This is a genomic window from Lysinibacillus sp., assembly GCF_032093475.1.
Lineage (GTDB): Bacteria > Bacillota > Bacilli > Bacillales_A > Planococcaceae > Lysinibacillus > Lysinibacillus irui.
The window spans coordinates 1-25,336 of the sequence record NZ_DAMDAY010000011.1 but is presented as its reverse complement, the minus strand read 5'-3'; the positions used below and the strand labels follow the sequence as shown (position 1 = coordinate 25,336).

At 37.2% G+C, this 25,336-nt stretch carries 23 protein-coding genes and 1 riboswitch; of the genes, 16 read left to right on the top strand and 7 right to left on the bottom strand.

Annotated elements, in window-relative coordinates; genetic code table 11:
* Positions 1 to 60 precede the first annotated feature (60 nt).
* Complete coding sequence (locus tag RT445_RS04660) at positions 61 to 429, top strand: ion channel (protein WP_274794629.1); 369 nt, start codon at positions 61 to 63, stop codon at positions 427 to 429.
* 50 nt (positions 430 to 479) lie between these two features.
* On the opposite strand, the gene RT445_RS04655 is transcribed toward RT445_RS04660, so the two are convergent.
* Both RT445_RS04655 and RT445_RS04650 read right to left on the bottom strand, forming a co-directional pair.
* Positions 480 to 767: a DUF2653 family protein gene (locus RT445_RS04655; protein WP_274794628.1), complete on the bottom strand. Its 288-nt coding sequence runs from the start codon at positions 765 to 767 to the stop codon at positions 480 to 482.
* The gene (locus RT445_RS04650; RefSeq protein WP_274794627.1) at positions 755 to 1,219 is read right to left on the bottom strand and encodes a hypothetical protein; all 465 of its coding nucleotides are present in this window, start codon (positions 1,217 to 1,219) and stop codon (positions 755 to 757) included. Before RT445_RS04650 ends, RT445_RS04655 begins: the two co-directional genes overlap by 13 nt.
* A 274-nt stretch (positions 1,220 to 1,493) precedes the next feature.
* Between RT445_RS04650 and RT445_RS04645 the strand changes: the two genes are divergently transcribed.
* The 10 genes from RT445_RS04645 (at position 1,494) to RT445_RS04600 (ending at position 16,476) form a co-directional block, all read left to right on the top strand.
* Entirely contained in the window at positions 1,494 to 2,420 is a 927-nt protein-coding gene (locus RT445_RS04645; protein WP_313469911.1) for a YdcF family protein, read from the top strand.
* A 162-nt stretch (positions 2,421 to 2,582) separates the two neighbouring features.
* On the top strand, positions 2,583 to 3,872 hold the full coding sequence (locus RT445_RS04640) for an SEL1-like repeat protein (RefSeq protein WP_274794625.1): 1,290 nt from the start codon (positions 2,583 to 2,585) through the stop codon (positions 3,870 to 3,872).
* 548 nt (positions 3,873 to 4,420) lie between these two features.
* Positions 4,421 to 5,614, top strand: coding sequence for a protoglobin domain-containing protein (locus tag RT445_RS04635; protein ID WP_313469909.1), 1,194 nt, complete (start codon positions 4,421 to 4,423; stop codon positions 5,612 to 5,614).
* A gap of 285 nt (positions 5,615 to 5,899) precedes the next feature.
* Complete coding sequence (locus RT445_RS04630) at positions 5,900 to 7,294, top strand: protoporphyrinogen oxidase (RefSeq protein WP_312507150.1); 1,395 nt, start codon at positions 5,900 to 5,902, stop codon at positions 7,292 to 7,294.
* Between the two features lie 99 nt (positions 7,295 to 7,393).
* Positions 7,394 to 7,493, top strand: a riboswitch (SAM riboswitch).
* Positions 7,494 to 7,581: 88 nt separating this feature from the next.
* Entirely contained in the window at positions 7,582 to 9,429 is a 1,848-nt protein-coding gene (locus RT445_RS04625) for a bifunctional homocysteine S-methyltransferase/methylenetetrahydrofolate reductase (RefSeq protein ID WP_312507151.1), read from the top strand.
* Positions 9,422 to 12,853: a methionine synthase gene (gene metH / locus RT445_RS04620; protein WP_312507152.1), complete on the top strand. Its 3,432-nt coding sequence runs from the start codon at positions 9,422 to 9,424 to the stop codon at positions 12,851 to 12,853. The genes RT445_RS04625 and metH overlap by 8 nt, the downstream gene beginning before the upstream one ends.
* An 81-nt stretch (positions 12,854 to 12,934) precedes the next feature.
* Positions 12,935 to 13,432, top strand: coding sequence for a GNAT family N-acetyltransferase (locus tag RT445_RS04615; protein ID WP_312507153.1), 498 nt, complete (start codon positions 12,935 to 12,937; stop codon positions 13,430 to 13,432).
* A gap of 109 nt (positions 13,433 to 13,541) precedes the next feature.
* A complete protein-coding gene (gene desA / locus RT445_RS04610) occupies positions 13,542 to 14,573 on the top strand; it encodes a Delta(5) desaturase DesA (protein WP_274794619.1) in 1,032 nt (343 codons plus the stop codon).
* Between the two features lie 126 nt (positions 14,574 to 14,699).
* A complete protein-coding gene (locus tag RT445_RS04605; RefSeq protein ID WP_429978485.1) occupies positions 14,700 to 15,848 on the top strand; it encodes a sensor histidine kinase in 1,149 nt (382 codons plus the stop codon).
* 16 nt (positions 15,849 to 15,864) lie between these two features.
* On the top strand, positions 15,865 to 16,476 hold the full coding sequence (locus RT445_RS04600; RefSeq protein WP_274794618.1) for a response regulator transcription factor: 612 nt from the start codon (positions 15,865 to 15,867) through the stop codon (positions 16,474 to 16,476).
* 44 nt (positions 16,477 to 16,520) lie between these two features.
* On the opposite strand, the gene RT445_RS04595 is transcribed toward RT445_RS04600, so the two are convergent.
* The 3 genes from RT445_RS04595 to RT445_RS04585 form a co-directional block, all read right to left on the bottom strand.
* Positions 16,521 to 17,495 (bottom strand): proline dehydrogenase family protein, encoded by a 975-nt coding sequence (locus RT445_RS04595; protein WP_274794617.1) that lies wholly within the window; start codon positions 17,493 to 17,495, stop codon positions 16,521 to 16,523.
* Positions 17,496 to 17,569: 74 nt separating this feature from the next.
* Entirely contained in the window at positions 17,570 to 18,322 is a 753-nt protein-coding gene (locus tag RT445_RS04590) for an ABC transporter permease (protein WP_274794616.1), read from the bottom strand.
* Positions 18,319 to 19,050 carry an ABC transporter ATP-binding protein gene (locus RT445_RS04585; protein ID WP_312507154.1) on the bottom strand — a complete coding sequence of 244 codons (732 nt, stop codon included), beginning with the start codon at positions 19,048 to 19,050 and terminating at the stop codon, positions 18,319 to 18,321. The genes RT445_RS04590 and RT445_RS04585 overlap by 4 nt, the downstream gene beginning before the upstream one ends.
* A 93-nt stretch (positions 19,051 to 19,143) precedes the next feature.
* On the opposite strand from RT445_RS04585, the gene RT445_RS04580 reads away from it, so the two are divergent.
* Positions 19,144 to 19,644, top strand: a complete 501-nt coding sequence (locus RT445_RS04580) for a methylated-DNA--[protein]-cysteine S-methyltransferase (RefSeq protein WP_312507155.1) — start codon at positions 19,144 to 19,146, stop codon at positions 19,642 to 19,644.
* Positions 19,645 to 19,853: 209 nt separating this feature from the next.
* Here the strand turns inward: RT445_RS04580 and RT445_RS04575 are convergent, their stop codons facing one another.
* On the bottom strand, positions 19,854 to 21,155 hold the full coding sequence (locus RT445_RS04575; RefSeq protein ID WP_274794613.1) for an ammonium transporter: 1,302 nt from the start codon (positions 21,153 to 21,155) through the stop codon (positions 19,854 to 19,856).
* 14 nt (positions 21,156 to 21,169) lie between these two features.
* On the bottom strand, positions 21,170 to 21,511 hold the full coding sequence (locus RT445_RS04570) for a P-II family nitrogen regulator (RefSeq protein WP_274794612.1): 342 nt from the start codon (positions 21,509 to 21,511) through the stop codon (positions 21,170 to 21,172).
* A gap of 311 nt (positions 21,512 to 21,822) precedes the next feature.
* Here RT445_RS04570 and RT445_RS04565 point away from each other — a divergent pair, with 311 nt between their 5' ends.
* From RT445_RS04565 to RT445_RS04550, 4 genes are all read left to right on the top strand, one after another.
* Positions 21,823 to 23,283: a nicotinate phosphoribosyltransferase gene (locus RT445_RS04565; protein ID WP_274794611.1), complete on the top strand. Its 1,461-nt coding sequence runs from the start codon at positions 21,823 to 21,825 to the stop codon at positions 23,281 to 23,283.
* A gap of 20 nt (positions 23,284 to 23,303) precedes the next feature.
* Positions 23,304 to 24,128 carry an ammonia-dependent NAD(+) synthetase gene (gene nadE / locus RT445_RS04560; RefSeq protein WP_274794610.1) on the top strand — a complete coding sequence of 275 codons (825 nt, stop codon included), beginning with the start codon at positions 23,304 to 23,306 and terminating at the stop codon, positions 24,126 to 24,128.
* Positions 24,129 to 24,287: 159 nt separating this feature from the next.
* Positions 24,288 to 24,608 carry an NAD synthetase gene (locus tag RT445_RS04555; RefSeq protein ID WP_274794609.1) on the top strand — a complete coding sequence of 107 codons (321 nt, stop codon included), beginning with the start codon at positions 24,288 to 24,290 and terminating at the stop codon, positions 24,606 to 24,608.
* A gap of 275 nt (positions 24,609 to 24,883) precedes the next feature.
* A partial coding sequence (locus RT445_RS04550) for an AAA family ATPase (protein ID WP_313469904.1) occupies positions 24,884 to 25,336 on the top strand: 453 nt, incomplete at its 3' end.

The window sequence follows — 25,336 nt, the reverse complement described above, 5'->3', positions numbered from 1 at the left end:
GTTAAAAACAACGTATAGTCTAACTATGTTATAGAACGTTTAGAAAAAAGGAGGTTAGGGATGCTCTCATTTATATTATCTGCTAAAAGATTAGCGAAAGGATTGTGGAGGTCATTTAAGCGACCACAGTTTATCTCATTATTTACTACACTGTTTTTAATCATTCTTTCAGGAACATTGTTTTACAAGGGGACTGAAGGATGGTATTGGCTGGACGCTATGTATTTTGCAGTTGTCAGTTTGATTCCAACAGGCGTAGAAACAGGGCTCTATCCAACTACGGCATATTCTAAAGTTTTCACAATGATCTATTTAATTGTTGGTACGGGAGTCATGTTTATCATGCTATTAATGCTTGGCCGTTCAATAGTCGATTTTTCTCTTAATGAAGAAGAAAAAGAAGAGGTGAAGAAACGGATGAAAAAGTAAAATAGCAGTACGATGAATCTTATGAAGGATTCATTGTACTGCTATTTTTATTATGATAATTTGGCAATAATGCCTTCTTCATCGTCTAAAACTAGCTCAATTCCTGTTGAGAAAGGGTCACCATGTAGAACGTCTTTAATCCAAACACGTAATGCGCCAATCATGGCTGCCGTATTGAGCATCTCAATTTGACCGTTTACTTCAACCTCAGCACCGAAGCCTGTATCATCATCGTATGTTAATTCAACTAGCACATCTTCTGGGCGGATGTTTTTATAATATGCCTGAGATAAACAAATCGCATTAATAATATCTTGCTCATTAATTATTTGTGCCATTGTGCTTCCTCTTTACGCTTTTTATCTTTAAACATATTCACAATTTTTATGACAAGCATCACAATAACGACAATTGCCGCTACGTTAATTAATAAACCTAAAATATTTCCGAGTAACCCCATACCACTAAATAGACTACCGAATAATAAACCAGCAAGTCCCCCAAGCATTAAGCCTTTCATCAGACCTCCTGAGAAAAAGCCACCTTTTTTAGTAGTATCCACTTTATTAGTAGATGTTGAATTAGATTTATTTGTTGTTGCATTGTTTTGATCTTTAGAAGTATCCTGTGATTTCTGGATATTCGAGCTATTATTATTGTTAGAGAAGCCTTTTTTACCTGATTTATAGGATTTAGCTTCTGCCGTTGGTGTATCTGAAATGAATAATGTTGCACCAACCGTTGAAAATATCAGTGTCGCTGCAAAAAGAGCGGCAAGAATTTTTTTCATTACTTACATTCCTCCAATATAATTTTGAGTTTGGTCATAAACTATTTCTTATATAGTAATATTACATGAACTTTATTAAAAAATAAAACAAACGCTTCAGATAATTGGGCTCTATCAAAAAATTTGAACAAGTAGTGACAGATACAATGATTGTAAAAATGAAGTAATAGGAAGGGGTGAAGTGATGCTACTAACATTCATAATATTAATTTCAATATTTTTCCTGTTGTACCTAACAGAAAAAAGGCGCTTTCTCAATGTGGTAGCTCTTGGTTTGATAGGTGTATATGTTATTCGATTACTTATGATCCATTATCCGTTATTGCTGCCAAATGATCAGGGGATTATTTCAGAAATGGGGATATTTATTATATTAGCAAGCTTTCCTAGCATTATGTTTATTTTATCAATCGCCATGTTTTTCAATAGTAAAGTATTATTGGAAAAGGAAGGACGTAAAGTACGTAATTTAATGTTAGCCATTCTAGGGCTAAGTTTTGTTATGATGATGATATGGTATGTTTTCGTCATTTTTATTGAAATTGAAAATGTCCTTTGGCATATTCTTTTCTTCTATGCATTTTTGATTTTTGGCTATACAATGTTTTTATACACAAGTGTCCTAGCATATGCCATATTGTATCATTATACGCCGATACGCTATGAACCTAACTATATAATTGCTCTGGGCTCAGGGTTAATTGGTGATAGAGTGCCCCCTCTTTTAGCAAGTCGTTTAGATGAGGCGGTGAAGCAATATAAAAAGTATGGGGAAAGGCCTTTTATCATTGTGTCAGGTGGGCAAGGGAATGATGAAAGGATATCGGAAGCATTTGCTATGAAACAATACTTAATTAATATTCACCAAATTCCCCCTGACAAGATTCTAAAAGAGGATCAATCCTCTAATACAGAACAAAATATGTCCTTTTCGAAAAAGGTAATGGACCATCATGCACAAGGTGAAAAATATCGCTCTATTTTTGTTACGAATAATTTTCATGTGTTTCGTGCAAGTATTTATGCGAAAAAGGCAAAATTAGATGCGGAAGGAATTGGTTCTAAGACAGCCTTTTACTATGTTCCAAACGCATTCACAAGAGAATTTATTGGCTTATTAGAAATGTATAAATGGGCACACATTACAGTCTTTTTAATCATCACCCTATTCGTAGGCTTGCTATTGAGAGCGTATGTGTAACCAAAATTCAACTGTCTTCCATATAATAGTGGTAAGGCAGTTTTTTAGCTTGATTCAGCAATTTTTATTCTGATTGTGAAGCGGTAATTGTGAAGGTGAGCTTTTCGAGCAAGTTCGAAAAAATTTGGACGTAATTGATAGAGCGTGCAAGGGAGGAAAATAATGTACGAGCAAATGTTAGTTAAGCGAAACAAAGAACGAATTGATTCTCTACAAAATCTGATACAAACAGAAAATTCATGGTTTGCTCAAAATATAAAATTACTTACATTCGCTGAAGTTAACCTAGCAGCCTTGCAAAAAATATTGTATCAAATAGTGAGGAGGCTATTAAAAGAACAGCAGCAACGCCATTTACAAATTGTCCAATCAGAACAATACCAATCAGTGCAGGAGAATGTATTAACATTGTTAGCGGAGTATGACGATGTGTTGCGTGAGGCCATACCACAGTCAATCTATATACTTGTTTGGCAAATTTCCTCGCTAGAAAAGCTAGCAAATCGTATAGAAGTAGTGGATGACGTGCTTGATATTATAGAATGGTACTTCCACCACCAAAATAATGAACAAGTTGCTATTTCAGAGGAAGAGGATTTGGATCATGAGGTCATGATTGATCTATATAAAGAGGCGGTTGAAGAACAGGACGCGGATGCACAGTATCAACTAGGTGAATATTACAATGCTAGGGAAGGTAATCATTTTCAGATCGAAAAATCATTGAAATGGTTTGAGTTAGCTGCGACTCAAGGGAATGCCGATGCACAATATATGTTAGGTAATTTTTACTTTGAAGGAATTGGAGTAGAAGAAAGTCATTCGATGGCCTTTTTATACTATGAAAAGGCGTCAATGCAGGGACATGCGGATGCTGCCAATAATTTAGCGGATATGTACTTTAATGGTGAAGGAGTAACGAAGGATTATACATTAGCAAAAAAATGGTTTGACTATGCTGCTAAAAAGAATGTACCAGAGGCCATGTTTACGCTAGGGATTATATATGAGCAGGGGTTAGGCGTGACTGTAGATATGGAGGCAGCATTCAATGCCTATAAACAATCTGCAGAGGCCGGTTATGTAGAAGCACAATATCTTCTTGGTGGAATTTATTTAGAGGGACGCCTAGGCCAAACGAAGGAGGTAAACCGCGCACTATTTTGGTATGAACGAGCTGCAGAACAATATCATGTAGATGCTTTTTATGATTTGGGGTATATATGGAGTAATGGGCTTGCAGGTATACGAAATATTGAAAAAGGCATTCATTGGTTTAAACAGGCTGCCCTTCAAGGGGATGCAGAGGCCAAGTTACAGCTAGGGCATATGTACAATAAAGGTGAAGGGATAGCTAGAAATCTGAAAGAGGCCATCAAGTGGTATGGACTTGCAGCAGATGCAGGCATTAAAGAAGCTTCGGAAATATTACAGGAACTTAAAAGTTTGTAAATTTTGTGTTAAAAAATATAGTGTCTTTGAATTATTTATACATCTGATTAACATGAAACTTTTGGTATATGAATAAACCTTTTAGTAAGTATATAGTTTTAGTTGTTATAAGGGTAAAAATTATTAATATAGTGAAATTTATAGGGTGCCAGAAGAAATTTTAAAAAAATAAGCATAATAATCAAGAAATCGGGTAAAAAAAGCTACCAATTAATAGTGTGGTAGCTTTTTAATTGTTTTTTAAAGTGAATTTACTGTAGGGACTTTTTATACATTTTATGTAAAATATTGGGTGGTTAAAAATTGACAGCAAATTATAAAATGATTAAGGTATATGAGTGATTTTGAAAAGGTACATATGCAAAAATCTACTGTTTGTCATTCATAGTGTTTGAAAGGGAAGTTTTTTTCAATAAACTTGGAAAAATGTATATGGTTATGCCAAGACGTTATGGATAGGTATTTTTTCATTAATCTATCAATATGTTAAAAGGTATTTGATGTTTCTCGGCCTGCTGAAAGTAAACAGAATGAAAGAGGGAAGATGTGTGATTTTTCAAAAACAGAGAAAGACGAAGGTATTGGATCTACAGCAATACACAGTGAAAATGGATTTGTCTAATCGCCAATCAATGGCGAAGCAAATTGAAATGCTGAACTTAACGGAGCAAGACTTACAATATTTAAAGGCTTTCCAGCCATATGTTATGGACAATGTAGATCACATCGTAAACCGCTTTTATAACATGATAGGAACAGAGCATCATTTGGTAGATATTATTAGTCAACATAGTTCTGTAGAAAAGCTTAAAGTAACGTTACGGAAGCATATTATCGAAATGTTTAATGGAATAATTGATGAGGAGTTCTATCTAAGGCGTGTAAAAATTGCGAAGGTACATGTCCACATTGGACTAAGAACACAATGGTATATTTGCGCATTCCAAGATTTATCTATTTCATTTATTGATTTAGTTGAAAAAAATATAGAGTATCCTTATGATCAGTTCAATACAATAAGAGCTATATCGAAAATTTGTAACTTTGAGCAACAGCTCGTCTTAGAAGCTTTTGAAAATACTGTTGAAGAAATGAAAGAAAGCATGGAGCATGAGAGAGTCGCAATTGAACAACAAATTGTACGTTCTTCTGAAGAGCTTGCCACAATATCTCAGGAAACCAATCATTCTTTTTGCTGTCTCAGCAAGCAGTCTGATGAGATTAAAAAATTGGCCAAAAAATCGCTTGATGTATCGACTTTAGCTGAAAATGAAGCACTTGCAGGACGGGAACGTTTAAAAAATCAATCACAAAATATGCATAATATTATTCATTCACTTCATGATATTGAAGAAAATATAGAACAATTATCAGGTATGTCTAGAGAAATGGAGACAATCATGAGTGTTGTTACTACTATTGCGAATCAAACTAATCTGTTAGCTTTGAATGCAGCTATTGAAGCGGCTCGAGCTGGAGAGGCTGGAAAAGGATTTAGTGTAGTAGCAGACGAAGTTCGAAAGTTATCTATTCAAACAAAAGAATCTGTAACAGCGGTTGCTTTGTTATTGAAAAAAACAAGCGAACGGACTGAGAAATTAGAGTATTCTTTGACGAATATTCAAGGAGAAGTAGCGTCTGGTGAGGAAAATATGTTGCAAACAGAAGGCCAGTTTACGAGTATACTAGATGCCATGACTGAAGCAAAAGAACAAAATGATTGCATGGCAACAAAAATATAAGCAATCGTAGGTATATTAGGTGAGTTAGGGACATCATTTACAGAAGTAACGAATTCGGCAGAAAAATTAGCGACCTTTGCGCAAAATTTAAAAGTATAGACGGTTAGTATTTACTACAATGTATTAGGCGTAATTAACACTATAGTACCTATTAATATATATGTTGGCTAGAGCTATCTCCTAAAGGGATAGTTCTATTTTTGCTAAATTTGTAAAGGGTTGAATGCAATTTTCAATGAAAATAGGTTTATACTGTAGAAAGAACTAATAATAGGGGCGGTTTATATGAAAACAGTTGTTGTATTAGGTGGCGGAATTACAGGATTATGCACAATGCATTACTTACAACGTCAAGTGAAGGAGAATAATCTAGATGTTCGTCTAGTACTTGTAGAGAAAAATACATATCTAGGTGGTAAGTTACATTCGGCATATGAAGAAGGATTTATTATGGAAACAGGTGCTGATTCTATTGTCGCTCGCCATAAAGGTGTTATGGAGCTAGTGCAGGAGCTTGATTTTGAAGATAATCTAGTTTATAACGAAACCGGCATTTCTTATATTTACACAAATAATGAACTACATGCTATTCCAGCTGATTCTACATTTGGTATTCCAATGAGCTTGGCATCCTTAGAGGAAAGCACATTAATATCAGAGCAAGGAAAGCAGGAAGCATTAAAGGATTTGACATTACCAAACAAAGGCTTTACAAAGGAAAGTTCAATTGGCGAGTTCTTAACCTACTATTTAGGAGAGGAACTAGTAAAAAACCAAATTGCACCAGTTCTAGCAGGTGTGTATTCAGGTGATTTACATCAGCTTTCAATTGCTTCTACTTTACCGTATTTAATTGATTATAAGAATGATTATGGAAGTATCATTAAAGGTTTTGATGCGAACCGTGAGCAATTTGTTAAAGCTGCCAATAAAAAATTTATATCATTTAAAAATGGTTTAACTTCTTTAATCGATCGACTTGAGCAAACATTAACCAATGTTGAAATTATCAAGGGTGTCGCTACTTTACATGTTCAAAAACAGGAAGACCGCTATACAATTTCATTAGCAAATGGTGAAAATATCGGAGCAGATTATGTTGTGCTTGCACTACCGAATGAAGCTGTTCAAAGCCTCATGAAGGATGAATCATTAAACCGTTATTTTAATCAATTTACTACTGCGTCAGCCATTACCATATACTTAGGCTTCGATGTACCAGACGCGAAATTGCCAGCAGATGGAACGGGCTATATTGTCTCTCATAATTCTAACGTTACTTGTAATGCAGCAACTTGGACAAGTCGTAAATGGAAGCATACATCGAGAGACAATAAATTACTTGTACGACTCTTCTATAAGAGTATTAACCCAGCGTATGAACAACTACGTACCATGACTGATGAAGAATTGGTAACCGTTGCTTTAGAGGATGTTCGAAAGAGCTTGGGAATAGAAGAGGATCCAACCGTAGTAAATGTAACAAAATGGATTGATCAAATGCCTAAATACGACTTAGCTCACAGAGAAGCGTTACAAGGGTTGCTTCAGGAACTGAACAAAAACTATCCAAATTTAGCTATAGCAGGCTGTTCATATTTTGGTGTAGGTATCGGAGCTTGCATTCAAAATGGGAAAAAAATTGGTGAGGAGCTTGCAGAGGAACTATCCAGTTTCTAAGATTTTAAGTTAAAAATTACTTTGTTACGTGAAATACTCTTGACTCATTCGTCAGTAAACGATATGATTCTTTTAATTATTTAAAAAATTCATACTTAATTCTTATCAAGAGAAGCAGAGGGACTGGCCCATTGAAGCTTCAGCAACCAACTTATTGTCAGGTGCTAAATCCAGAAGACCGTTGAGTCGAAGATGAGAAGGAACAACAATGCTGAATCGTTAAAGCCTTCTTTTTTATGAAAGAAGGCTTTTTATTATACAGAGACATAGGAAGAGAGGCTAGTTTTATGGGATTGCTTGAGAAGTTAAACACGCATGTATTGACGGCGGATGGTGCAATAGGCACAGTTCTTTATGGCTATGGATTGGAATATTGCCATGAGGAAATGAATGTGCAGAGACCAGAGTTAATTGAAAAGATTCATAGAGAATATATTGCGGCTGGTGCTGACATCATTCAAACGAATACGTACGGTGCAAATGCCATCAAATTAGCTCGCTATGGATTAGAATCACGCGTTCAACAATTTAATGAAGCAGCTATTACAATTGCTAAGCGAGCAGCTGCAGATGGAGGTCAATTTGTTTTAGGGACAATAGGAGGTATTCGTGGTATCCGAAAAAGTGATGCAACACTAGAGGAAATATTAGCGACTGTAGAGGAACAAGCAAGTGTTTTACTTGCAGGAAATCCAGATGGCCTCTTACTTGAAACCTATTATGATTTTGAAGAATTAACTGCAACATTAAAAATGTTACGTGCAAAAACAATGTTACCACTTATTGCACAAGTATCTATGCATGAGCCTGGTGTTTTACAAAATGGAATGTCTTTAAATAATGCTTTGCATGAGCTAGAAACACTTGGTGCAGATATCGTTGGTGTCAATTGCCGGCTAGGCCCACATCATACAATACAAGCATTTGAAGGCGTAGAACTTCCTGAAAAGGCATTTATGTCAGCTTATCCGAACGCTTCACTTCTTGACTTAGAAGATGGGCGTGTCGTTTATGAATCGGAGGCTGATTATTTTGGTCGAGCAGCAGTAGAACTACGTGATCAAGGGGTACGCTTGATTGGGGGCTGCTGTGGTACGACACCAAAGCATATAGCGGCAGCAAAAAAATATTTAGAGGAGTTATCACCCGTTCATGAAAAGCATGCGAAACCTGAAAAGATTGAGATCGTTCGAGAAGCAGAGCCTCCTAAGTATGAGCCTCTTCATGAAAAAGTAAAACGTGAACGATCTGTCATTGTAGAACTGGATACACCTAGACATTTAGAAATTGATGGATTCCTTGTAGGAGCAAAACAATTGTATGATGCTGGCGCAGATGTAGTCATGATGGCAGACAATTCTCTAGCCTCTCCTCGTATTAGCAATATTGCAATGGGAGCATTGTTGAAGAATACACATGGCGTACGTCCTCTAACACATATTACATGTCGAGATCGTAATTTAATCGGTCTGCAATCACATTTAATGGGATTAAATGCTTTAGGAATTCATGATGTCTTAGCTGTTACGGGTGATCCAACAAAAGTTGGGGACTTCCCAGGTGCGACAAGCGTTTATGATGTATCCTCGATGGAGCTAATCCAATTAATTAAGCAGTTAAATGAAGGGGTCTCTTTCTCTGGTAAACCCCTTCGAAAAAAAGCAAATTTTTCAGTGGCTGCTGCATTTAATCCAAACGTTCGTGTGTTAGACCGTGCTGTGGCACGTTTAGAAAAGAAAATCGAACATGGTGCAGATTATTTTATTTCACAGCCCGTGTATACGAAGGAAAAAATTGTGGAAATTTACGAGGCAACAAAGCATCTACAAGCACCGATATATATTGGGATTATGCCCGTTACGAGTTATAAAAGTGCAGAGTTTTTACACCACGAGGTGCCTGGCATCAAATTATCAGAAGATGCCTTAGCAAGAATGAAGGCTTGTGGTGAAGATAAAGAACGTGCAACAGCTGAGGGTATTGCCATTGCAAGGGAATTAGTAGAGGTGGCTGCGCAATATTTTAATGGTATTTACCTTATTACACCTTTTTTACGCTATGATGTGACACTAGAGTTGATGAAATATATTGAGCAATTGGATGAACAAAAAAAAGGAGTAAGTATACATGGCTAAGCACTTGATTGAAGAGCAATTAGAGAAACGTATTTTAATTCTTGATGGCGCAATGGGAACAATGCTACAAAATGAAAACTTATCGGCAGATGATTTTGGTGGAGAGGAGCTCGATGGGTGTAATGAAAATCTTGTGCTTACTAGACCTGATGTTATAGAGAAAATTCATCTTAAATATTTAGAGGCTGGCGCAGATATCATTTGTACGAATACATTTGGTGGAACTCCTCTTGTGTTAAATGAATACGATCTGGGTGCAAAAGCGGAAGAGATTAATAAACGTGCAGTTGAAATTGCTCGCCAAGCGGTGGATAAATTTACAACATCGGATTGGCCGCGATTTGTAGCTGGAGCTATGGGACCAACAACAAAAACATTATCCGTAACTGGCGGTATTACATTTGATGAGCTCGAGGAAAATTTCTTTATCCAAGCGAAGGCCTTAATTGAGGCAGGAGCAGATGTGCTGTTATTGGAAACAAGTCAGGATATGCTGAATGTTAAAGCCGGCACATTAGGGGTAACACGTGCTTTCGCGGCAACTGGCAAGGAACTTCCCGTTATGATTTCAGGAACAATTGAACCGATGGGTACGACACTCGCAGGACAAACGATTGATGCCTTTTATATATCTATTGAGCATATTAAACCATTATCAGTTGGCTTAAACTGTGCGACAGGACCAGAGTTTATGACGGATCATATTCGTTCATTAGCAGAGCTTTCAACAGGCTATATAAGTTGTTATCCAAATGCTGGCTTACCTGATGAAGAAGGCTGTTACCATGAATCGCCAGAATCTTTATCGCAAAAATTAAAAGGCTTTGCAGAAAAGGGTTGGCTTAATATTGTAGGTGGTTGCTGTGGAACAACTCCAGCACATATTGCAGCTATTCGTGAAGTTTTAAAAGGTGAAAAACCACGACAATTACCAGAAAAAACGCATGGTCATGCGGTATCTGGTATCGAACCATTATTGTATGACGATTCCATGCGTCCATTATTTATTGGAGAAAGAACGAATGTTATCGGCTCCCGAAAATTTAAAAATTTAATCATTGATGGAAAGTTTGAGGAAGCAGCAGAGATTGCACGTGCGCAAGTTAAAAATGGTGCCCATGTTATTGATATTTGTTTAGCAAACCCAGATCGTGATGAATTAGAAGATATGCGTGGCTTTATGCAGGAGGTTGTGAAAAAAGTGAAGGTTCCTCTTGTGATTGACTCAACAGATGAAAAAGTCATCGAGGAGGCGCTAAAATTTTCGCAAGGGAAAGCCATCATTAACTCTATTAATCTGGAAGATGGCGAGGAGCGATTTGATGCCGTATTACCACTTGTGAAAAAATACGGTGCGTCATTAGTTGTTGGTACAATTGATGAAAAAGGTATGGCGGTTGATCGTCATCGTAAGCTTGAAATTGCTGAACGTTCCTATCAACTTTTAACTGAAAAATGGGGTATTGCACCAGAAGATATTATTTTTGACCCATTGATGTTCCCAGTAGGAACTGGAGATGAGCAGTATATTGGATCTGCTCTCGAAACCATTGAAGGGATTCGACTAATCAAAGAAAAAATGCCGCAAACATTAACAGTTCTAGGTGTAAGTAATATCTCGTTTGGCTTACCGCCAGTGGGCCGAGAAGTACTGAATGCTGTGTATCTCTATCATTGTACAATTGCTGGTTTGGATTACGCTATTGTTAATACAGAGAAGCTAGAGCGATATGCTTCCATTCCTGAAGAGGAAATAAAGCTAGCTAATGACTTGCTGTTTAATACAAATGATGAAACCTTAGCCGTATTCACAGACTTCTATCGTGACAAAAAGAAGGAAAAAACGGAAGCCGATATACCAAAAACGGTTGAGGGTCGTTTAGCTTACTATATTCTAGAGGGTACGAAGGAAGGACTAATAGAGGATTTAGATGCAGCCCGTGAAATCTTTGAGACACCTCTTGATATCATTAATGGTCCTTTAATGGAAGGTATGGCTGAGGTAGGTCGATTATTTAATGATAATCAACTCATTGTAGCAGAGGTTTTACAATCAGCGGGTGTGATGAAGGCTGCCGTTGCCCATTTAGAGCAATTCATGGAGAAGAATGAAGAGAGTGCTGGGAAAGGGAAAATGGTACTTGCTACCGTCAAAGGAGATGTGCACGATATTGGGAAGAACCTTGTGGATATTATATTAAGTAATAATGGCTATAAGGTTGTAGATCTAGGCATTAAAGTAACCCCTGCCCAATTAATTGAAGCCATTCGCAAGGAAAAACCAGACTTTATCGGATTATCGGGTTTGCTAGTAAAATCAGCGCAACAGATGGTCATTACTGCTCAAGATTTCAAAGAGGCAGGTATTGATGTACCTATTTTAGTGGGTGGAGCGGCACTTTCTCGACGCTTTACTGAAACAAAAATAGCAGATGAATATGATGGTCCTGTAATTTATTCAAAAGATGCAATGCAAGGCCTAGAGCAGGCCAATCTTTTAATGGGAGAGGGGACACGTGCCAATTTCTTAGCTGAAATCGCAGAATCTCGCCAAAAACGTTTAGAGGCAGATGAAAAACGAGGTGCTCGTCCTGTAAAAGAGGTAACGATAAAACCTGCACGAACAGTCAAAGAAGCAGCTGTATATTTACCAGCAGATTTACGTCGCCATGTAAAAAAAGAATATGCTGTATCACATTTATATCCATATGTTAATATGCGGACATTGCTAGGACATCATTTAGGCTTGAAAGGTCAAGTTCATCAACTGCTTGAAGCGGGAGATTCTAGAGCTACAGAGCTAAAAGAATTAGTAGATAATTATTTGAAAGGTGATTTATTAAAGCCTTCAGGTTTGTATCAATTTTTCCCTGCCCAAGCGGATGGGGATGATGTCGTTGTTTATGATCCTGCTGATAGTAAAACAGAAATTGAACGTTTTACTTTCCCGCGCCAGCAGGTAGAACCATTTTTATGTCTTGCTGACTTCTTAAAAACAGTAGAAAGCGGTGAAATGGACTATATTGCACTCATGGTAGTAACTGCAGGAAAAGGAGTGATGGCTACAGCACGCCAGTTAAAAGAGGACGGTAAATTCCTCGAAAGCCATGCACTACAATCGACTGCACTAGAATTAGCAGAGGGCTTTGCTGAACGTATGCATCAAGAAATTCGTGACCAATGGGGCTTCCCTGACGCGACAGATTTCACGATGAGAGATCGGTTTGCAGCAAAATATCAAGGGCAACGTTTTTCTTTCGGTTACCCTGCCTGCCCTAACTTGGAAGATCAAGAGAAGCTGTTTGGCTTATTAAAGCCTGAAGATATTGGTGTTCATTTAACTGAAGGATTTATGATGGAGCCGGAAGCATCTGTATCTGCGATTGTTTTTGCTCATCCTGATGCTCGCTATTTTAATGTTTAAGGGTGTAATATAATAACATTCTGCTGATGATTATTTTTAAACATTGAATGTGTGACCAATTTCGTTAAGGAAGTGAGCAACATGATTCGATTCATGGAAGAACAAGATATACCTGAAGTTTTGGACATCTATAATGATATTATTTTAACAAGCAAGGCAGTCTATCGATATGAAATACAATCTTTGGATGAAAAAATACAGTGGTTTAAGGAGCAGCAGGCACTAGGAAATCCTTTGCTTGTTTTCGAGGAAAATGGGATGATCGCTGGCTTTGCTACCTACAGTCAATTCCGTCCATATCCCGGTTACCAATATACAATGGAGCACTCTGTTTACGTGCATAAAGAGCATTATCAAAAAGGGATTGCCACAAAGCTTATGCACAGGCTCATAGCATTTGCACAAGAGAATGGTGTGAAAACGCTTGTAGCAGGTATAGATGGTGAAAATATTGGTAGTATAAAGGCACATGAAAAATTAGGCTTTGAATATGCAGGAACAATCAGAAATGCAGGTTATAAGTTTGAACAATGGCTAGACCTTGTGTTTTATCAACTCCATTTGGTTGGACCGAAATGATAAAGGGTATGACAAATGTCATATCCTTTTTATGATGATTGCATCTGTTCTCACTTGTACTCTTATTTTATGATGAGGTCATAAGGAAAAGGAAACGAGGGAGTAAAAGATGGCAACAATTAAAGAAAAAACGAAAAAGTTACGCCAAGATGTAGCGCCATTTGCTAAATCAGATACGCGTAAAAGTGTTTTTCAAATGATAAATACAATTGTACCGTTAATTGCATTGTGGGTAGCAGGTTACTTGTTAGTGGATGTTTCACCTTGGCTAACTGTCGGTTTAAGTGTCATTTCAGCTGGGTTCGTCGTAAGAACTTTTATTATCTTTCACGATTGCACACATGGTTCATTTTTCAAAAGTAAAAAGGCAAACGACTGGGTTGGATTTTTTACGGGAGTACTAACATCATTCCCATATGAAAAGTGGAAACGTGAACATACAATTCACCATGCAACAAGCTCGAATCTAGACAAGCGTGGTATTGGTGATATTGATATGATGACAGTGGAGGAATATTTACAAGCTTCAAAAGGTCAACGATTATGGTATCGTTTTTATCGAAACCCATTTGTTATGTTTGGGTTAGGGCCTTTATATATGGTACTTGTCTTAAATCGCTTTAATCGTAAGGATGCAAAGAAAAAGGAACGTTTCAACACGGTGTTAACGAATATTGTCATTGTCGGATTGTGTGCCTCTTTAATTTTCTTTATGGGCTGGCAAGCATTTCTATTAGTCCAAGGTGTTACATTATTTATTGCCGGATCATTAGGAATTTGGTTATTTTATATCCAGCACACATATGAAGATTCATACTTTGAACATAACTCAGAGTGGGATTATGTGAAAGCCGCAGTTGAGGGTAGCTCGTATTATAAATTACCGAAAATTTTACAATGGGTTACAGGGAATATCGGATTCCATCATGTCCATCACTTAGCCCCTCGTGTACCTAACTATAATCTTGAAAAAGCACATAATGAAACACCGCCATTACATATGGCGACAACGATTACTTTAGCTACAAGCTTAGAATCATTACGTTACAAGCTATATGATGAAGATCAAGGTAAATTTGTTACGTTTAAAGAAGTAAATGAAATTATAAAACGCAAAGAAAGAGGCAGCATTGCCGCTTAGTTGATAACAGCCATCTCTGCAAGGGAGATGGCTGTTTTATGTAAAGGGAAGAGTCTTATCCAAAGCACAGGCATAAAATTAATTTTCTTGTTATAATAAGGGAAAAGTAGGAAAGAGCGTGAGATTATGTTGAGGAAATGGCATAGTATTATTCCGAATAGTCCAATGCTCAGCGTATATTTATGGATTATTTTTTGTTTCCTACCGTTTTTCTTTATTTTTAGAAAATCATCATACATTGAAATATCAATAGGTATTACATTTTTAATGCTCTATTTTATTTTCTATCGATTTTCCATGAATTCGAAAAGCGGCTTAGTTTATATGTGGATTAGCTTCGAGATGGTCATTAATATAGTCATGACCATTCTATATGGTTATGTATATCTATCTATTTTCACAGCCTTTTTTATTGGTAACATAAGAAGACCGGTCGGCTTTTATATTATGTATGGTCTACATATAGGGTTTACAGTTATTTCTACAGGAGCAGGCTTTTTTGTTGAGCTCCACTTATTTTTATCACAGCTACCCTTTGTAGTGTTGACCATTTTAGCTGTTGTCTTATTGCCATTAACGATTTATTCCAAAAATAAGCGTGAAAACTTGGAAGGTCAATTAGAGACTGCGAATGAACGTATTGCTGAGTTAATTGTTTTTGAAGAACGTCAACGGATAGCTCGTGATTTACATGATACGCTGGGTCAAAAATTGTCTATGATTGGTTTAAAAAGTGATCTTGCCTCTAGGCTGATAGAACGTGACCCACAGCAAGCTTTAGTTGAGATTAAGGATATACGCCAGACGGCTAGTATCGCCTTAAAAGAGGTACGTGAATTGGTTTCGGACATGCGCACGGCGAAATTTGAAGATGAGCTCATGCGTATTTCCCAAATATTAAAGGCGGCAGAAATGGAGTTTATCTTTGAGGGCGATAAAAATGCATTGCAAGTTCCACCGCTTGTAGAAAACGTTTTATCTATGTGCTTAAAAGAGGCAGTCAATAATGTTGTCAAACATAGTGGAGCAACCAAATGCGAAATTGCTTTTCATCAAAACTTTAAGGAAGTTTACTTAGTAGTCCGAGATAATGGACAAGGAATAACGAAAAAACAAGCATGGAAAACTGGTAATGGATTAAATGGGATGCGGGAACGCTTAGAGTTTATTAATGGGTCCTTTAAAATTGAAAGTGTTGAAGGTACTACATTAACGGTTACGATTCCAGTGACGATTACACATCAAAATGTCAAAGAAAATTTGAAGAACATATAGAAAAGAGGCATGTGACATGATACGAATTGTAATTGCTGAAGATCAGGGGATGCTATTAGGCGCTCTTCGCTCTTTACTTAGTATGGAGGAGGATATGGAGGTCGTTGGCTTAGCAAAAAATGGTGAGGAAGCATTGATGCTTGTGGAAGAGCATCAGCCTGATATTTGTATTATGGATATTGAAATGCCAGTTAAAACTGGACTAGACGCAGCAGAAGAAATGCATAGCACTGGATCAAATTGTAAAGTCATTATTTTAACTACATTTGCAAGGCCAGGATACTTTGAGCGTGCTAGAAAGGCGGGCGTAAGGGGCTACTTATTAAAGGATAGTCCTATTGAGGAACTAGTTACTGCAATCCGTACCATCATGGACGGCAAACGCATTTATGCGCCAGAACTTGTTGATTTTGTCTATGAGGATGATAGTGAAAATCCTTTAACAGAACGGGAAAGCCAGGTACTGACACTTGTGGCGGAGGGCAAGACTACTAAGGAAATTGCCGCAGAGCTGTTTTTATCCGCTGGTACGGTTCGTAATTATATTTCAACGATTCTAGAAAAACTAAATGTCGGTAATCGTATTGAGGCTATTGCACGCTTTAAAGAAAAAGGATGGAACAAATAAAAAAGGAACCTTATCGCATGGTGCGGCAAGGTTCTTTTTCTATATTATTTTTTGCGTTTTGTTAAACGACCAAGAACGAATGCACCTGCTGCTACAGCAAGAACTGTATTCGTTTTTTTCGTAAACACTTGCTTTGTTACAAGGTTAAGGTTTTGAGGTCGTTCAGCTAAACGGCGCATAAAGTAGCCGTACCAATCTTCGCCGAATGGAACGTATACACAGAAGTTATAGCCTTCTTTTGCAAGCTCTTTTTGCATATCTGTACGGAAACCGTATAGCATTTGGAATTCAAATTTATCGAGCGGAATATTGTGATCCGCAACAAATCGTTTAACATGAGCAATGATATTATGATCATGTGTTGCAATAGATGTAAATTTACCATGAAGTAAATGGTATTCAATCAACTCAATAAAGTTTAAATCAATATCTAATTTATCTTGGTAAGCTACTTCTACTGGCTCTTTATAAGCTCCTTTTACAATGCGTAAACGGTAGTCTTTGAATTTTTCGATATCGTCTTTTGCACGGTAAAAGTAAGACTGGATTACTGTTCCAACATTATTAAATGTTTTTGATAATTCTTCTACCATATCAAAAGATGTTTGCAGACGTCCATAGTCTTCCATATCAAAGTTAACAAATATATCATAAGAAGCGGCTTTTTCTACAATTTCATACAGGTTGTCATAACAAAAATCAACATCAATATCTAAACCTAATTGGGATGGTTTTAATGAAATATGTGCATCAACACCATTCTCGTGAATAGCTTCGATTACAGCAAGGATTTTTTCTTTTGCAGCAGTAGCTTCTTCTTTATTTGCAACAAATTCACCTAGGTTATCTACTGTACAAGAAATATGATGTGCATTTAGTTCTTTGATGCTTGCAATGGTTTCTTCAATATTTGTACCAGCTACTACACTTTGTGCTCCTAATTTTAGGCCATATTTCTTTGCAGCACTATTTAATAGTTGGTTTTCAGATAAATGGATGAAAAAATCGCGTAATAACATGGTCATTCTCCTAACTGCATTTTCTTCTTAGTATAACATAAATTATTTAAACTATATTACATTCAGCCTAACAATTATTTCATTTCAAGTAATTGCATTCGTTCATTAAATAACGCAGGATAGCTTAAAAAGCCAATCATGATGCTGGATAATGTAGCTGTTGTTAGTAGAGCGAAAATAATTAAAAGTTGAAATTGGACGGCTTGGATTGGATCTGCTCCGCCTATAATTTGACCGCTCATCATTCCTGGCAACTGTACTAAACCGATAGTTTTTTGGCTTTCAATAGTAGGAATCATACTAGCCTTAATAGCATTGATCAGCTGTCGATGTATGGCCTGCTTTGGTGACCCTCCTAATGATAAAATCAATTCCATTTGATCCTTATGACTAGTAATTTCAGCAGTGAATCGATTTAAAAATAAAATGGATAGCACCATTGAATTACCAATTAACATGCCACTAATAGGGATTATATATTGGGCAGTTGCCGGAACAATTTTAAAGCCAAGCAAAACGCCTTGTGTCACTATTTCGATCATCACTAGTGTAAGTGCTATTTTCCAGGTGATCCCCTTAATGCCTGCTCCTTTTTTTCGTGCATTTAACGTAGCGACTATAATCATTAAAGCTACCATGAGAAAAATATAGATATAGCTGTTGGCCTCGAAGATAAACTTTAAAATATAACCGACCGCAAGCAATTGAACGATAGAGCGAAATGTTGCGATAAGTGTATCTCTTTCAAGTCCTAATTTTAATGTTTTGGATAATAGAAGGGGGATACATACAAAAATCAAAGATAGTAATAAAGCTGTATAGGTCATTTGCTTACCCCCTGTACAAATTCTGCTACGCGTGGATTTGTTGGGGCTTTGAGTAAAGCGCTTTTACCAGTTTCGATTAATTCTCCATCCATCATGACCCATGTGTAATGCCCAATTGTTAATGCTTGTTGTAAATTATGTGTAATCCAAATCATCGTAACATTGTATTTTTTATTTATTGTAGCGATCAGCTTTTCAATTTCCTGTACTGATTGACGATCCAGTGCAGATGTTATTTCATCTAATAACAAAATAGAGGACTGATTGATTAGTGTTCTTGCGATCGAGACCTTTTGACGTTGGCCTCCCGATAATTCGCTGGCTGATTGGTGGAGGAAGCTTTCATCTAAACCGACATCCTGTAAAAATTGGATGGCCTCCTGTTGTGATAGTTTTTGTCCTTGCAATGTTCGTGGGATTGCAAGATTTTCTAGTACAGTGCCCGTTATCATAGGAGCTGCCTGTAAAGCAATACCTACATGTCTTCTTAAGGTTGTAGGCTCATAGGTAGAGATGTGCTGATTATCAATTAGTATGTGTCCATTTGTTGGAGAAAGAAGGCCATTACATAATTTTAATAAAGTTGTTTTACCCGCCCCAGAGGGACCGACAAGGGTAGTAATTTGGCCTTTAGGAAATGACCCAGTAATTGACTTTAATATCAATTTGTCATTTACTGAAAAGTGAACTTGTTGAAAATGAATGGCAGGCTCGTATAGCGTGTTCATCAATTAAACTCCTTTGCTATAGTCAGTAAAATAACTGTAGCATGAAATGACTGAAGTTGCAGTTTAAATAAAGAAAGTTGGGGAGATTAGGAAATGGGAATATTGTATTTTGATACAGTGACGTATGCACAAGGAGAAATGTATATTGTAGCTTCAGATATAGGTATTGTTTATATAGGAACGCCCAATGCTTCATTTGAAGAGGTTGAAGAGTGGGCAAAAAAACGATTTAAAGGATACAATTTTGAAGAGAACCAAGAAAAATTACAACCGTATAAAGAACAACTAATAGCTTTTTTTAACAAGGGACTAACTGAATTTGACCTACCCATTCATGTAAAAGGAACGCCTTTTCAATTAGCGGTTTGGGATGCTCTTAAAGAATTACCCTATGGAACAACGACATCGTATGGGAATATCGCACAGCGTATTGGTAATCCGAAAGCGGTGAGAGCTGTAGGCAGTGCAATTGGAGCAAATCCAATTCTAGCTATTATTCCGTGTCATCGTGTCATTGGCAAAAATGGTCAATTAACTGGTTTTCGCAGTGGCCTAGAGATGAAGAAGTTTTTACTTGATTTAGAGAAAGCTTAAGTGAATCGATAGTGGGAATGATCACTTGGATCGAGGTTAGGAGCGCTTTCGGCAAAGAAATGATCACTTTAACAGTGGTTAAGAGCACTTTCGGCAAAAGTATGATCACATCTCTCTACCTCGAGCAAAAAAAGAGATAACTTTCGATAGACAAATATATATATAAATCTGCCCCCATTACTTTAAGAAAAGGCGGCAGATTTCCCTAGTTATACGTGTTGTTCTTCTTTTACATGGTTTTGCTGTGTTTTACCAAAGTGTGTTAAACGGTGGGCGAAGGTTTCCCCTCGAACCGCGGAGCTTTTAAATATATCCTGGAATTCGTAAGCTGGAGCACCGTGTTCCATTACATCTAAGCCAGCAATTTCTTCTTCAGCCGTTACGCGTAATGGAATAAATGCTTTGATAATTAAAAGGCCAACTGCCACAGATACGCTAACCCAGGCAATGGTTGCGATGATACCGATTGCTTGGATACCTAGCAGACCAAATCCACCACCATAAAATAGGCCTTGACCACCGATGTCAAATAATCCAACGGCTAGTGTTCCCCAAATCCCACATATCCCATGAACAGCAATTGCTCCAACGGGATCATCTACTTTTAGCTTCCACTCTAGGAAACGTACACCTTCAACAAGGAATGGAGCTGCTACAAGGCCAATAATAAGGGAACCTATAATACTAACATTTGCAGCACCAGCTGTAATCCCTACAAGACCTGCTAATGCACCGTTTAATGTAAGGGAACCATCAATATGTCCGTAACGAAATTTCGTATAGAATGCGGTAGCAGCTACGCCAGCTGCTGCGGCAAAGAATGTATTGGCAATGACATTGGGAACTAGTTCAGGATCTGCGGCTAAAGTAGATGCCCCATTAAAACCAAACCAACCAAACCAAAGTAGAAATACGCCTAAAGCGCCTAATGGAATACTGTGCCCTGTAATAACATTTACCCGACCATTTTCATATTTACCAAGTCGTGGTCCTACCATAACGGCTGCGACAAATGCTGCGACAGCCCCTGTTAAGTGAACAACCGTAGATCCGGCAAAATCAATAAAGCCTAAATCTGTTAACCAGCCTTGACCACTCCAAACCCAGTGACCTACAACAGGGTAGACAACTAAAGACATGAGTATAATAACTCCGATATAAGCGAAAATATTCGTACGTTCTGCAACAGCACCAGATAATATAGTTGCTCCTGTTGCGGCAAACATAGTTTGGAAAATAAAGAAAGAAAGATCGTCGACCCCATTTAAGGCGAAGCCGCTAGTGCCGAAAATACCACCTAATGTGTCGCCAAACATTATGGCGTAGCCACATAAAAAATAGACGATGCCGCCGATTGAAATAGTAAGGAAATTCTTCATGATAATATTAACTGCATTTTTAGAACGAGTAAATCCTGCCTCAACCATGGCAAATCCTGCATGCATAAAGAATACTAAAATTGTGCCTAGCATCACCCAAATTAAATTAACAGATAAGAGTACTTCATCCATCTATATCGCCCCCTTTATTCTACTGCAACCGAACCGACTTCTTTTGTTCGGATGCGAATTGCTTGTTCTACAGGATAAATGAATATTTTTCCATCACCAACCTTGCCAGTTGCTGCCTCATGCAACAAAATCTCTACGATGGCATCAACTTTTCCATCGTCTACAATCATTTCTAACTTTAATTTAGGTGAAAATTCTATTTCATACGTATTGCCGCGAAATAGCCCTGTTCTACCGAGCTGACGACCGCAGCCAGCGATTTCAGAAACACTTAAACCAGCAATTCCTTCCTGTGCAAGTCCGTCCCGAACTGCCCCAAAAACTTCAGGCCGAATGATTGCTTCAATTTTTTTCATGTCTACCAGCTCCTTGCGTAAATTTAATTTACATGTTAAAACGGTATGAAAAACAGTGCAATTGTTTTTTTAGAATACATGTAATGTTATATAACATGATATATTTCTGGTATCGAACTATTTTTCAAAAAAGGTTTTTATAAAGGGAATGAAAGCGGTACTAAAATTTGTGTCTAAAATGTGTACAGTTCTAAATTTTCTGACTATTTATGTTAGGAAAGCTGACATCGGGTTGAAGAAATGTAAGGCGCAAGAATTTGGGTATATAGTGTATACTAGGACTAATTATCAAAGCGGAAGAAGGGGTTTATGTGAGATCAAACTATGCAGATGATAGCTTAGCGCTACACACAGACTTATATCAAATAAATATGGCAGAATCCTACTGGGCGGATGGCATACATAATAAGAAAGCGGTTTTTGAATTATATTTTAGGAAATTACCTTTTGGTAATGGTTATGCCGTATTTGCTGGATTAGAGCGAATGCTTGATTATCTTCGTGATTTTCATTTTAGTGAATCCGATATTGCGTATTTACGTGAGGAAGTAGGCTATAAAGAGGACTTTATTGACTATTTGAAGAATGTTCGATTCACAGGGGATATGTATTCCATGGTAGAAGGAGAGCTTGTTTTTGCTAATGAACCAATTGTTCGAATTGAAGCTCCGTTAGTGGAAGCTCAACTAATTGAAACAGCATTGCTTAATATTGTTAACTACCAAACATTAATTGCAACAAAGGCGAGTCGAATTAAGCAAATTATCAAAAATGAAGTGGCTATGGAATTTGGAACAAGGCGTGCACAGGAAATGGATGCGGCCATTTGGGGAACGCGTGCAGCGTTTATCGGAGGTTTTGCTTCCACTAGTAATGTTCGAGCGGGTAAACTTTTTAATATTCCTGTCTCAGGTACACATGCGCATGCATTAGTACAAGCTTATAAAAATGACTATGATGCATTCCATGCGTATGCTAAACGTCATCGAGATTGTGTCTTTTTGGTAGATACTTACAATACGTTGAAATCTGGGGTGCCAACCGCTATAAAAGTTGCGAAAGAACTAGGAGACAAAATTAATTTTATTGGCATACGTTTAGATAGTGGAGATATTGCGTTTTTATCAAAAGAAGCTCGTCGGATGTTGGATGCTGCTGGCTTCCAAGATGCTAAAATCATTGTTTCAAACGATTTAGATGAATATACAATCTTAAATTTAAAAGCTCAAGGTGCAAAAGTAGATGTTTGGGGAATAGGTACAAAACTTATTACAGCTTACGATCAACCTGCATTAGGTGCGGTTTATAAAATGGTTGCTATTGAAAATAGTGAAGGGCAGCTAGAGGATACAATTAAAATCTCGGCCAATGCTGAAAAAGTATCAACGCCTGGACTAAAAAATGTTTACCGAATTATTGATAAAAAGAATGGGAAGGCAGAAGGGGATTACATCACGATGCAAGATGAAAATCCTCAAGCAGAGGAACGCATTAAAATGTTCCATCCAATCCATACATTTGTATCAAAGTTTGTCACAAATTTTGAAGCGAAAAATCTTCATCAGCATGTCATTGAAAATGGGACAATCCACTATCAAAATCCTACTTTAGAGGCAATGCGTGACTATGCTGCTGAAAATTTAGAATTGCTGTGGGATGAATATAAACGTGCGATGAATCCTGAAGAATATCCAGTCGATCTCAGTCAAAAATGTTGGGATAATAAGATGCGAAATATTGAAGAAGTACACAATATGGTAAAGCGAATGTAAAAGAAGGAGTGAACGGTACGATGACTTTACAGCAAAAAATTATTGAGGAGCTGCGTGTATTACCTACTATTAATGTTCAGGAGGAAATACGTAAATCCATTGATTTTTTAAAGGAATATGCAAAACGTTATAACTTTGTGAAAGGGTTTGTTCTTGGTATTTCTGGCGGTCAAGACTCAACTTTAACTGGGAAGCTAGCGCAGTTGGCGATTGATGAATTAAATGCAGAGGCAGGAGAAATGAAGTATTCATTTTTTGCCGTTCGTTTACCATATGGCGTGCAAGCAGATGAACAAGATTGCCAAGATGCCATTGATTATATAAAACCAACGAAAACGTACACAGTGAATATAAAAGAGGCTGTAGATGCAAGTGTGATCGCCCTAGCAAATGCAGGTGTTGAGCTAAATGACTTTGTAAAAGGGAACGAAAAAGCTCGTGAACGTATGAAGGTGCAGTATTCAATTGCTGCAATGAATGGTGCAGTTGTCTTAGGGACGGATCATGCTGCCGAAGCTATCACAGGCTTTTACACAAAGTTTGGTGATGGCGGAGCAGACTTAATGCCAATCTTTCGATTGAATAAACGCCAAGGAAAACAGTTGTTAGCAGAACTAAATTGTCCAGAGCATCTTTATAAAAAGGTACCAACAGCAGATTTAGAGGAAAATCGACCATCATTACCAGATGAAGTGGCGCTTGGTGTAACGTATGATCAAATTGATGATTATTTAGAGGGTAAAGAAATTCCAGAAGAATCACGCAAGCTATTAGAGGGCTATTATTTACGTTCTCAACATAAACGTCATATGCCAATTACGATATTTGATGATTTTTGGAAGTAAGATGAGAGAAAAGGGTTATGAAAAAGTGTTTATCACTTTTAAAAATAGCTCTTTTCTCTCTTTTTTTATTTAATTTGGTTCTATACTGTTCATTAACAGCATATAATGTCGATATAATTACCTATAAGGATAATAAAATGTAGAGGAGGGTAACTTTTTATGAGGACTTCTAGAATAAGTGCAACGACAAGTAGTGTTTTTCGACAGGAAACTCAATATTTACATGCTGGTGATTTAAGCCACAATTTTGGAGGGAATCCACAAAAGCAATTTAGACATAGTTTGCAAAGAAATAAAGAGAAGAAGCACAATACAATGGCTACACCAACTCAACAGAGACAACTTCAACATGTTGCGCCTATTCATATGGATAGTGCGTGTGATTTGCAAATACGTCACGAATTAAATGAAACAGCCTTAAAACTAAGTCGTTTAAGTAAGCAAAAGAAGAGACTCAATAGTTACCGCTCATCTATTTAAAAATGGCTCTCCCTACATTTTCTGATGTGGGGAGTTTTTTTTTGTAATCTAATTGTGAAAAATATGGTTAAAAAGATTAAAATTGTAACATTCTAATTGTGAAGAACGTTATATAATAAGAACTAGGCTTGTTTGATGACATTCAAACAAGCCTTCTTTAATAGCTATAGGTAGAAGTTTCAGATAATTGTTTTACTAGCCAAATTTCGATATGCTTAGATAAGTTATCGTACAATTCTCGCAATTGTCTGACGGAATGGGAGGTTTTTTGATTTATGAATTCTCAAATACAAGATGTTTTGGAAAATATAGAAAAAGTAATGATTGGTAAAAGAGAGGTTGCTGAGCTCGGTATTGTCGCATTATTAGCGAGGGGCCATGTATTATTGGAAGATGTTCCTGGGGTCGGAAAGACAATGATGGTGCGAGCACTTGCAAAATCTTTTGATGCACAATTTAAGCGAATTCAATTTACGCCAGATTTATTGCCATCAGATGTAGTTGGTGTTTCTATTTATAATCCAAAGACTATGGAGTTTGAATTTCGTCCTGGACCAATTATGGGGGATGTTGTCTTAGCGGATGAAATAAACCGTACGTCGCCAAAAACACAGTCCGCCTTGTTAGAGGGTATGGAGGAGGCCTCTGTTACAATTGACGGAACAACATTGATGATAAATCAGCCGTTTTTTGTTATGGCCACACAAAATCCGATTGAACATGAAGGT

Coding starts and splice junctions, on each gene's coding strand:
- RT445_RS04660 (WP_274794629.1), top strand. CDS start 61: ATGCTCTCATTTATATTATCTGCTAAAAGATTAGCGAAAGGATTGTGG.
- RT445_RS04655 (WP_274794628.1), bottom strand. CDS start 767: ATGGCACAAATAATTAATGAGCAAGATATTATTAATGCGATTTGTTTA.
- RT445_RS04650 (WP_274794627.1), bottom strand. CDS start 1,219: ATGAAAAAAATTCTTGCCGCTCTTTTTGCAGCGACACTGATATTTTCA.
- RT445_RS04640 (WP_274794625.1), top strand. CDS start 2,583: ATGTACGAGCAAATGTTAGTTAAGCGAAACAAAGAACGAATTGATTCT.
- RT445_RS04630 (WP_312507150.1), top strand. CDS start 5,900: ATGAAAACAGTTGTTGTATTAGGTGGCGGAATTACAGGATTATGCACA.
- RT445_RS04625 (WP_312507151.1), top strand. CDS start 7,582: ATGGGATTGCTTGAGAAGTTAAACACGCATGTATTGACGGCGGATGGT.
- metH (WP_312507152.1), top strand. CDS start 9,422: ATGGCTAAGCACTTGATTGAAGAGCAATTAGAGAAACGTATTTTAATT.
- RT445_RS04615 (WP_312507153.1), top strand. CDS start 12,935: ATGATTCGATTCATGGAAGAACAAGATATACCTGAAGTTTTGGACATC.
- desA (WP_274794619.1), top strand. CDS start 13,542: ATGGCAACAATTAAAGAAAAAACGAAAAAGTTACGCCAAGATGTAGCG.
- RT445_RS04605 (WP_429978485.1), top strand. CDS start 14,700: ATGTTGAGGAAATGGCATAGTATTATTCCGAATAGTCCAATGCTCAGC.
- RT445_RS04600 (WP_274794618.1), top strand. CDS start 15,865: ATGATACGAATTGTAATTGCTGAAGATCAGGGGATGCTATTAGGCGCT.
- RT445_RS04595 (WP_274794617.1), bottom strand. CDS start 17,495: ATGTTATTACGCGATTTTTTCATCCATTTATCTGAAAACCAACTATTA.
- RT445_RS04590 (WP_274794616.1), bottom strand. CDS start 18,322: ATGACCTATACAGCTTTATTACTATCTTTGATTTTTGTATGTATCCCC.
- RT445_RS04585 (WP_312507154.1), bottom strand. CDS start 19,050: ATGAACACGCTATACGAGCCTGCCATTCATTTTCAACAAGTTCACTTT.
- RT445_RS04580 (WP_312507155.1), top strand. CDS start 19,144: ATGGGAATATTGTATTTTGATACAGTGACGTATGCACAAGGAGAAATG.
- RT445_RS04575 (WP_274794613.1), bottom strand. CDS start 21,155: ATGGATGAAGTACTCTTATCTGTTAATTTAATTTGGGTGATGCTAGGC.
- RT445_RS04570 (WP_274794612.1), bottom strand. CDS start 21,511: ATGAAAAAAATTGAAGCAATCATTCGGCCTGAAGTTTTTGGGGCAGTT.
- nadE (WP_274794610.1), top strand. CDS start 23,304: ATGACTTTACAGCAAAAAATTATTGAGGAGCTGCGTGTATTACCTACT.
- RT445_RS04555 (WP_274794609.1), top strand. CDS start 24,288: ATGAGGACTTCTAGAATAAGTGCAACGACAAGTAGTGTTTTTCGACAG.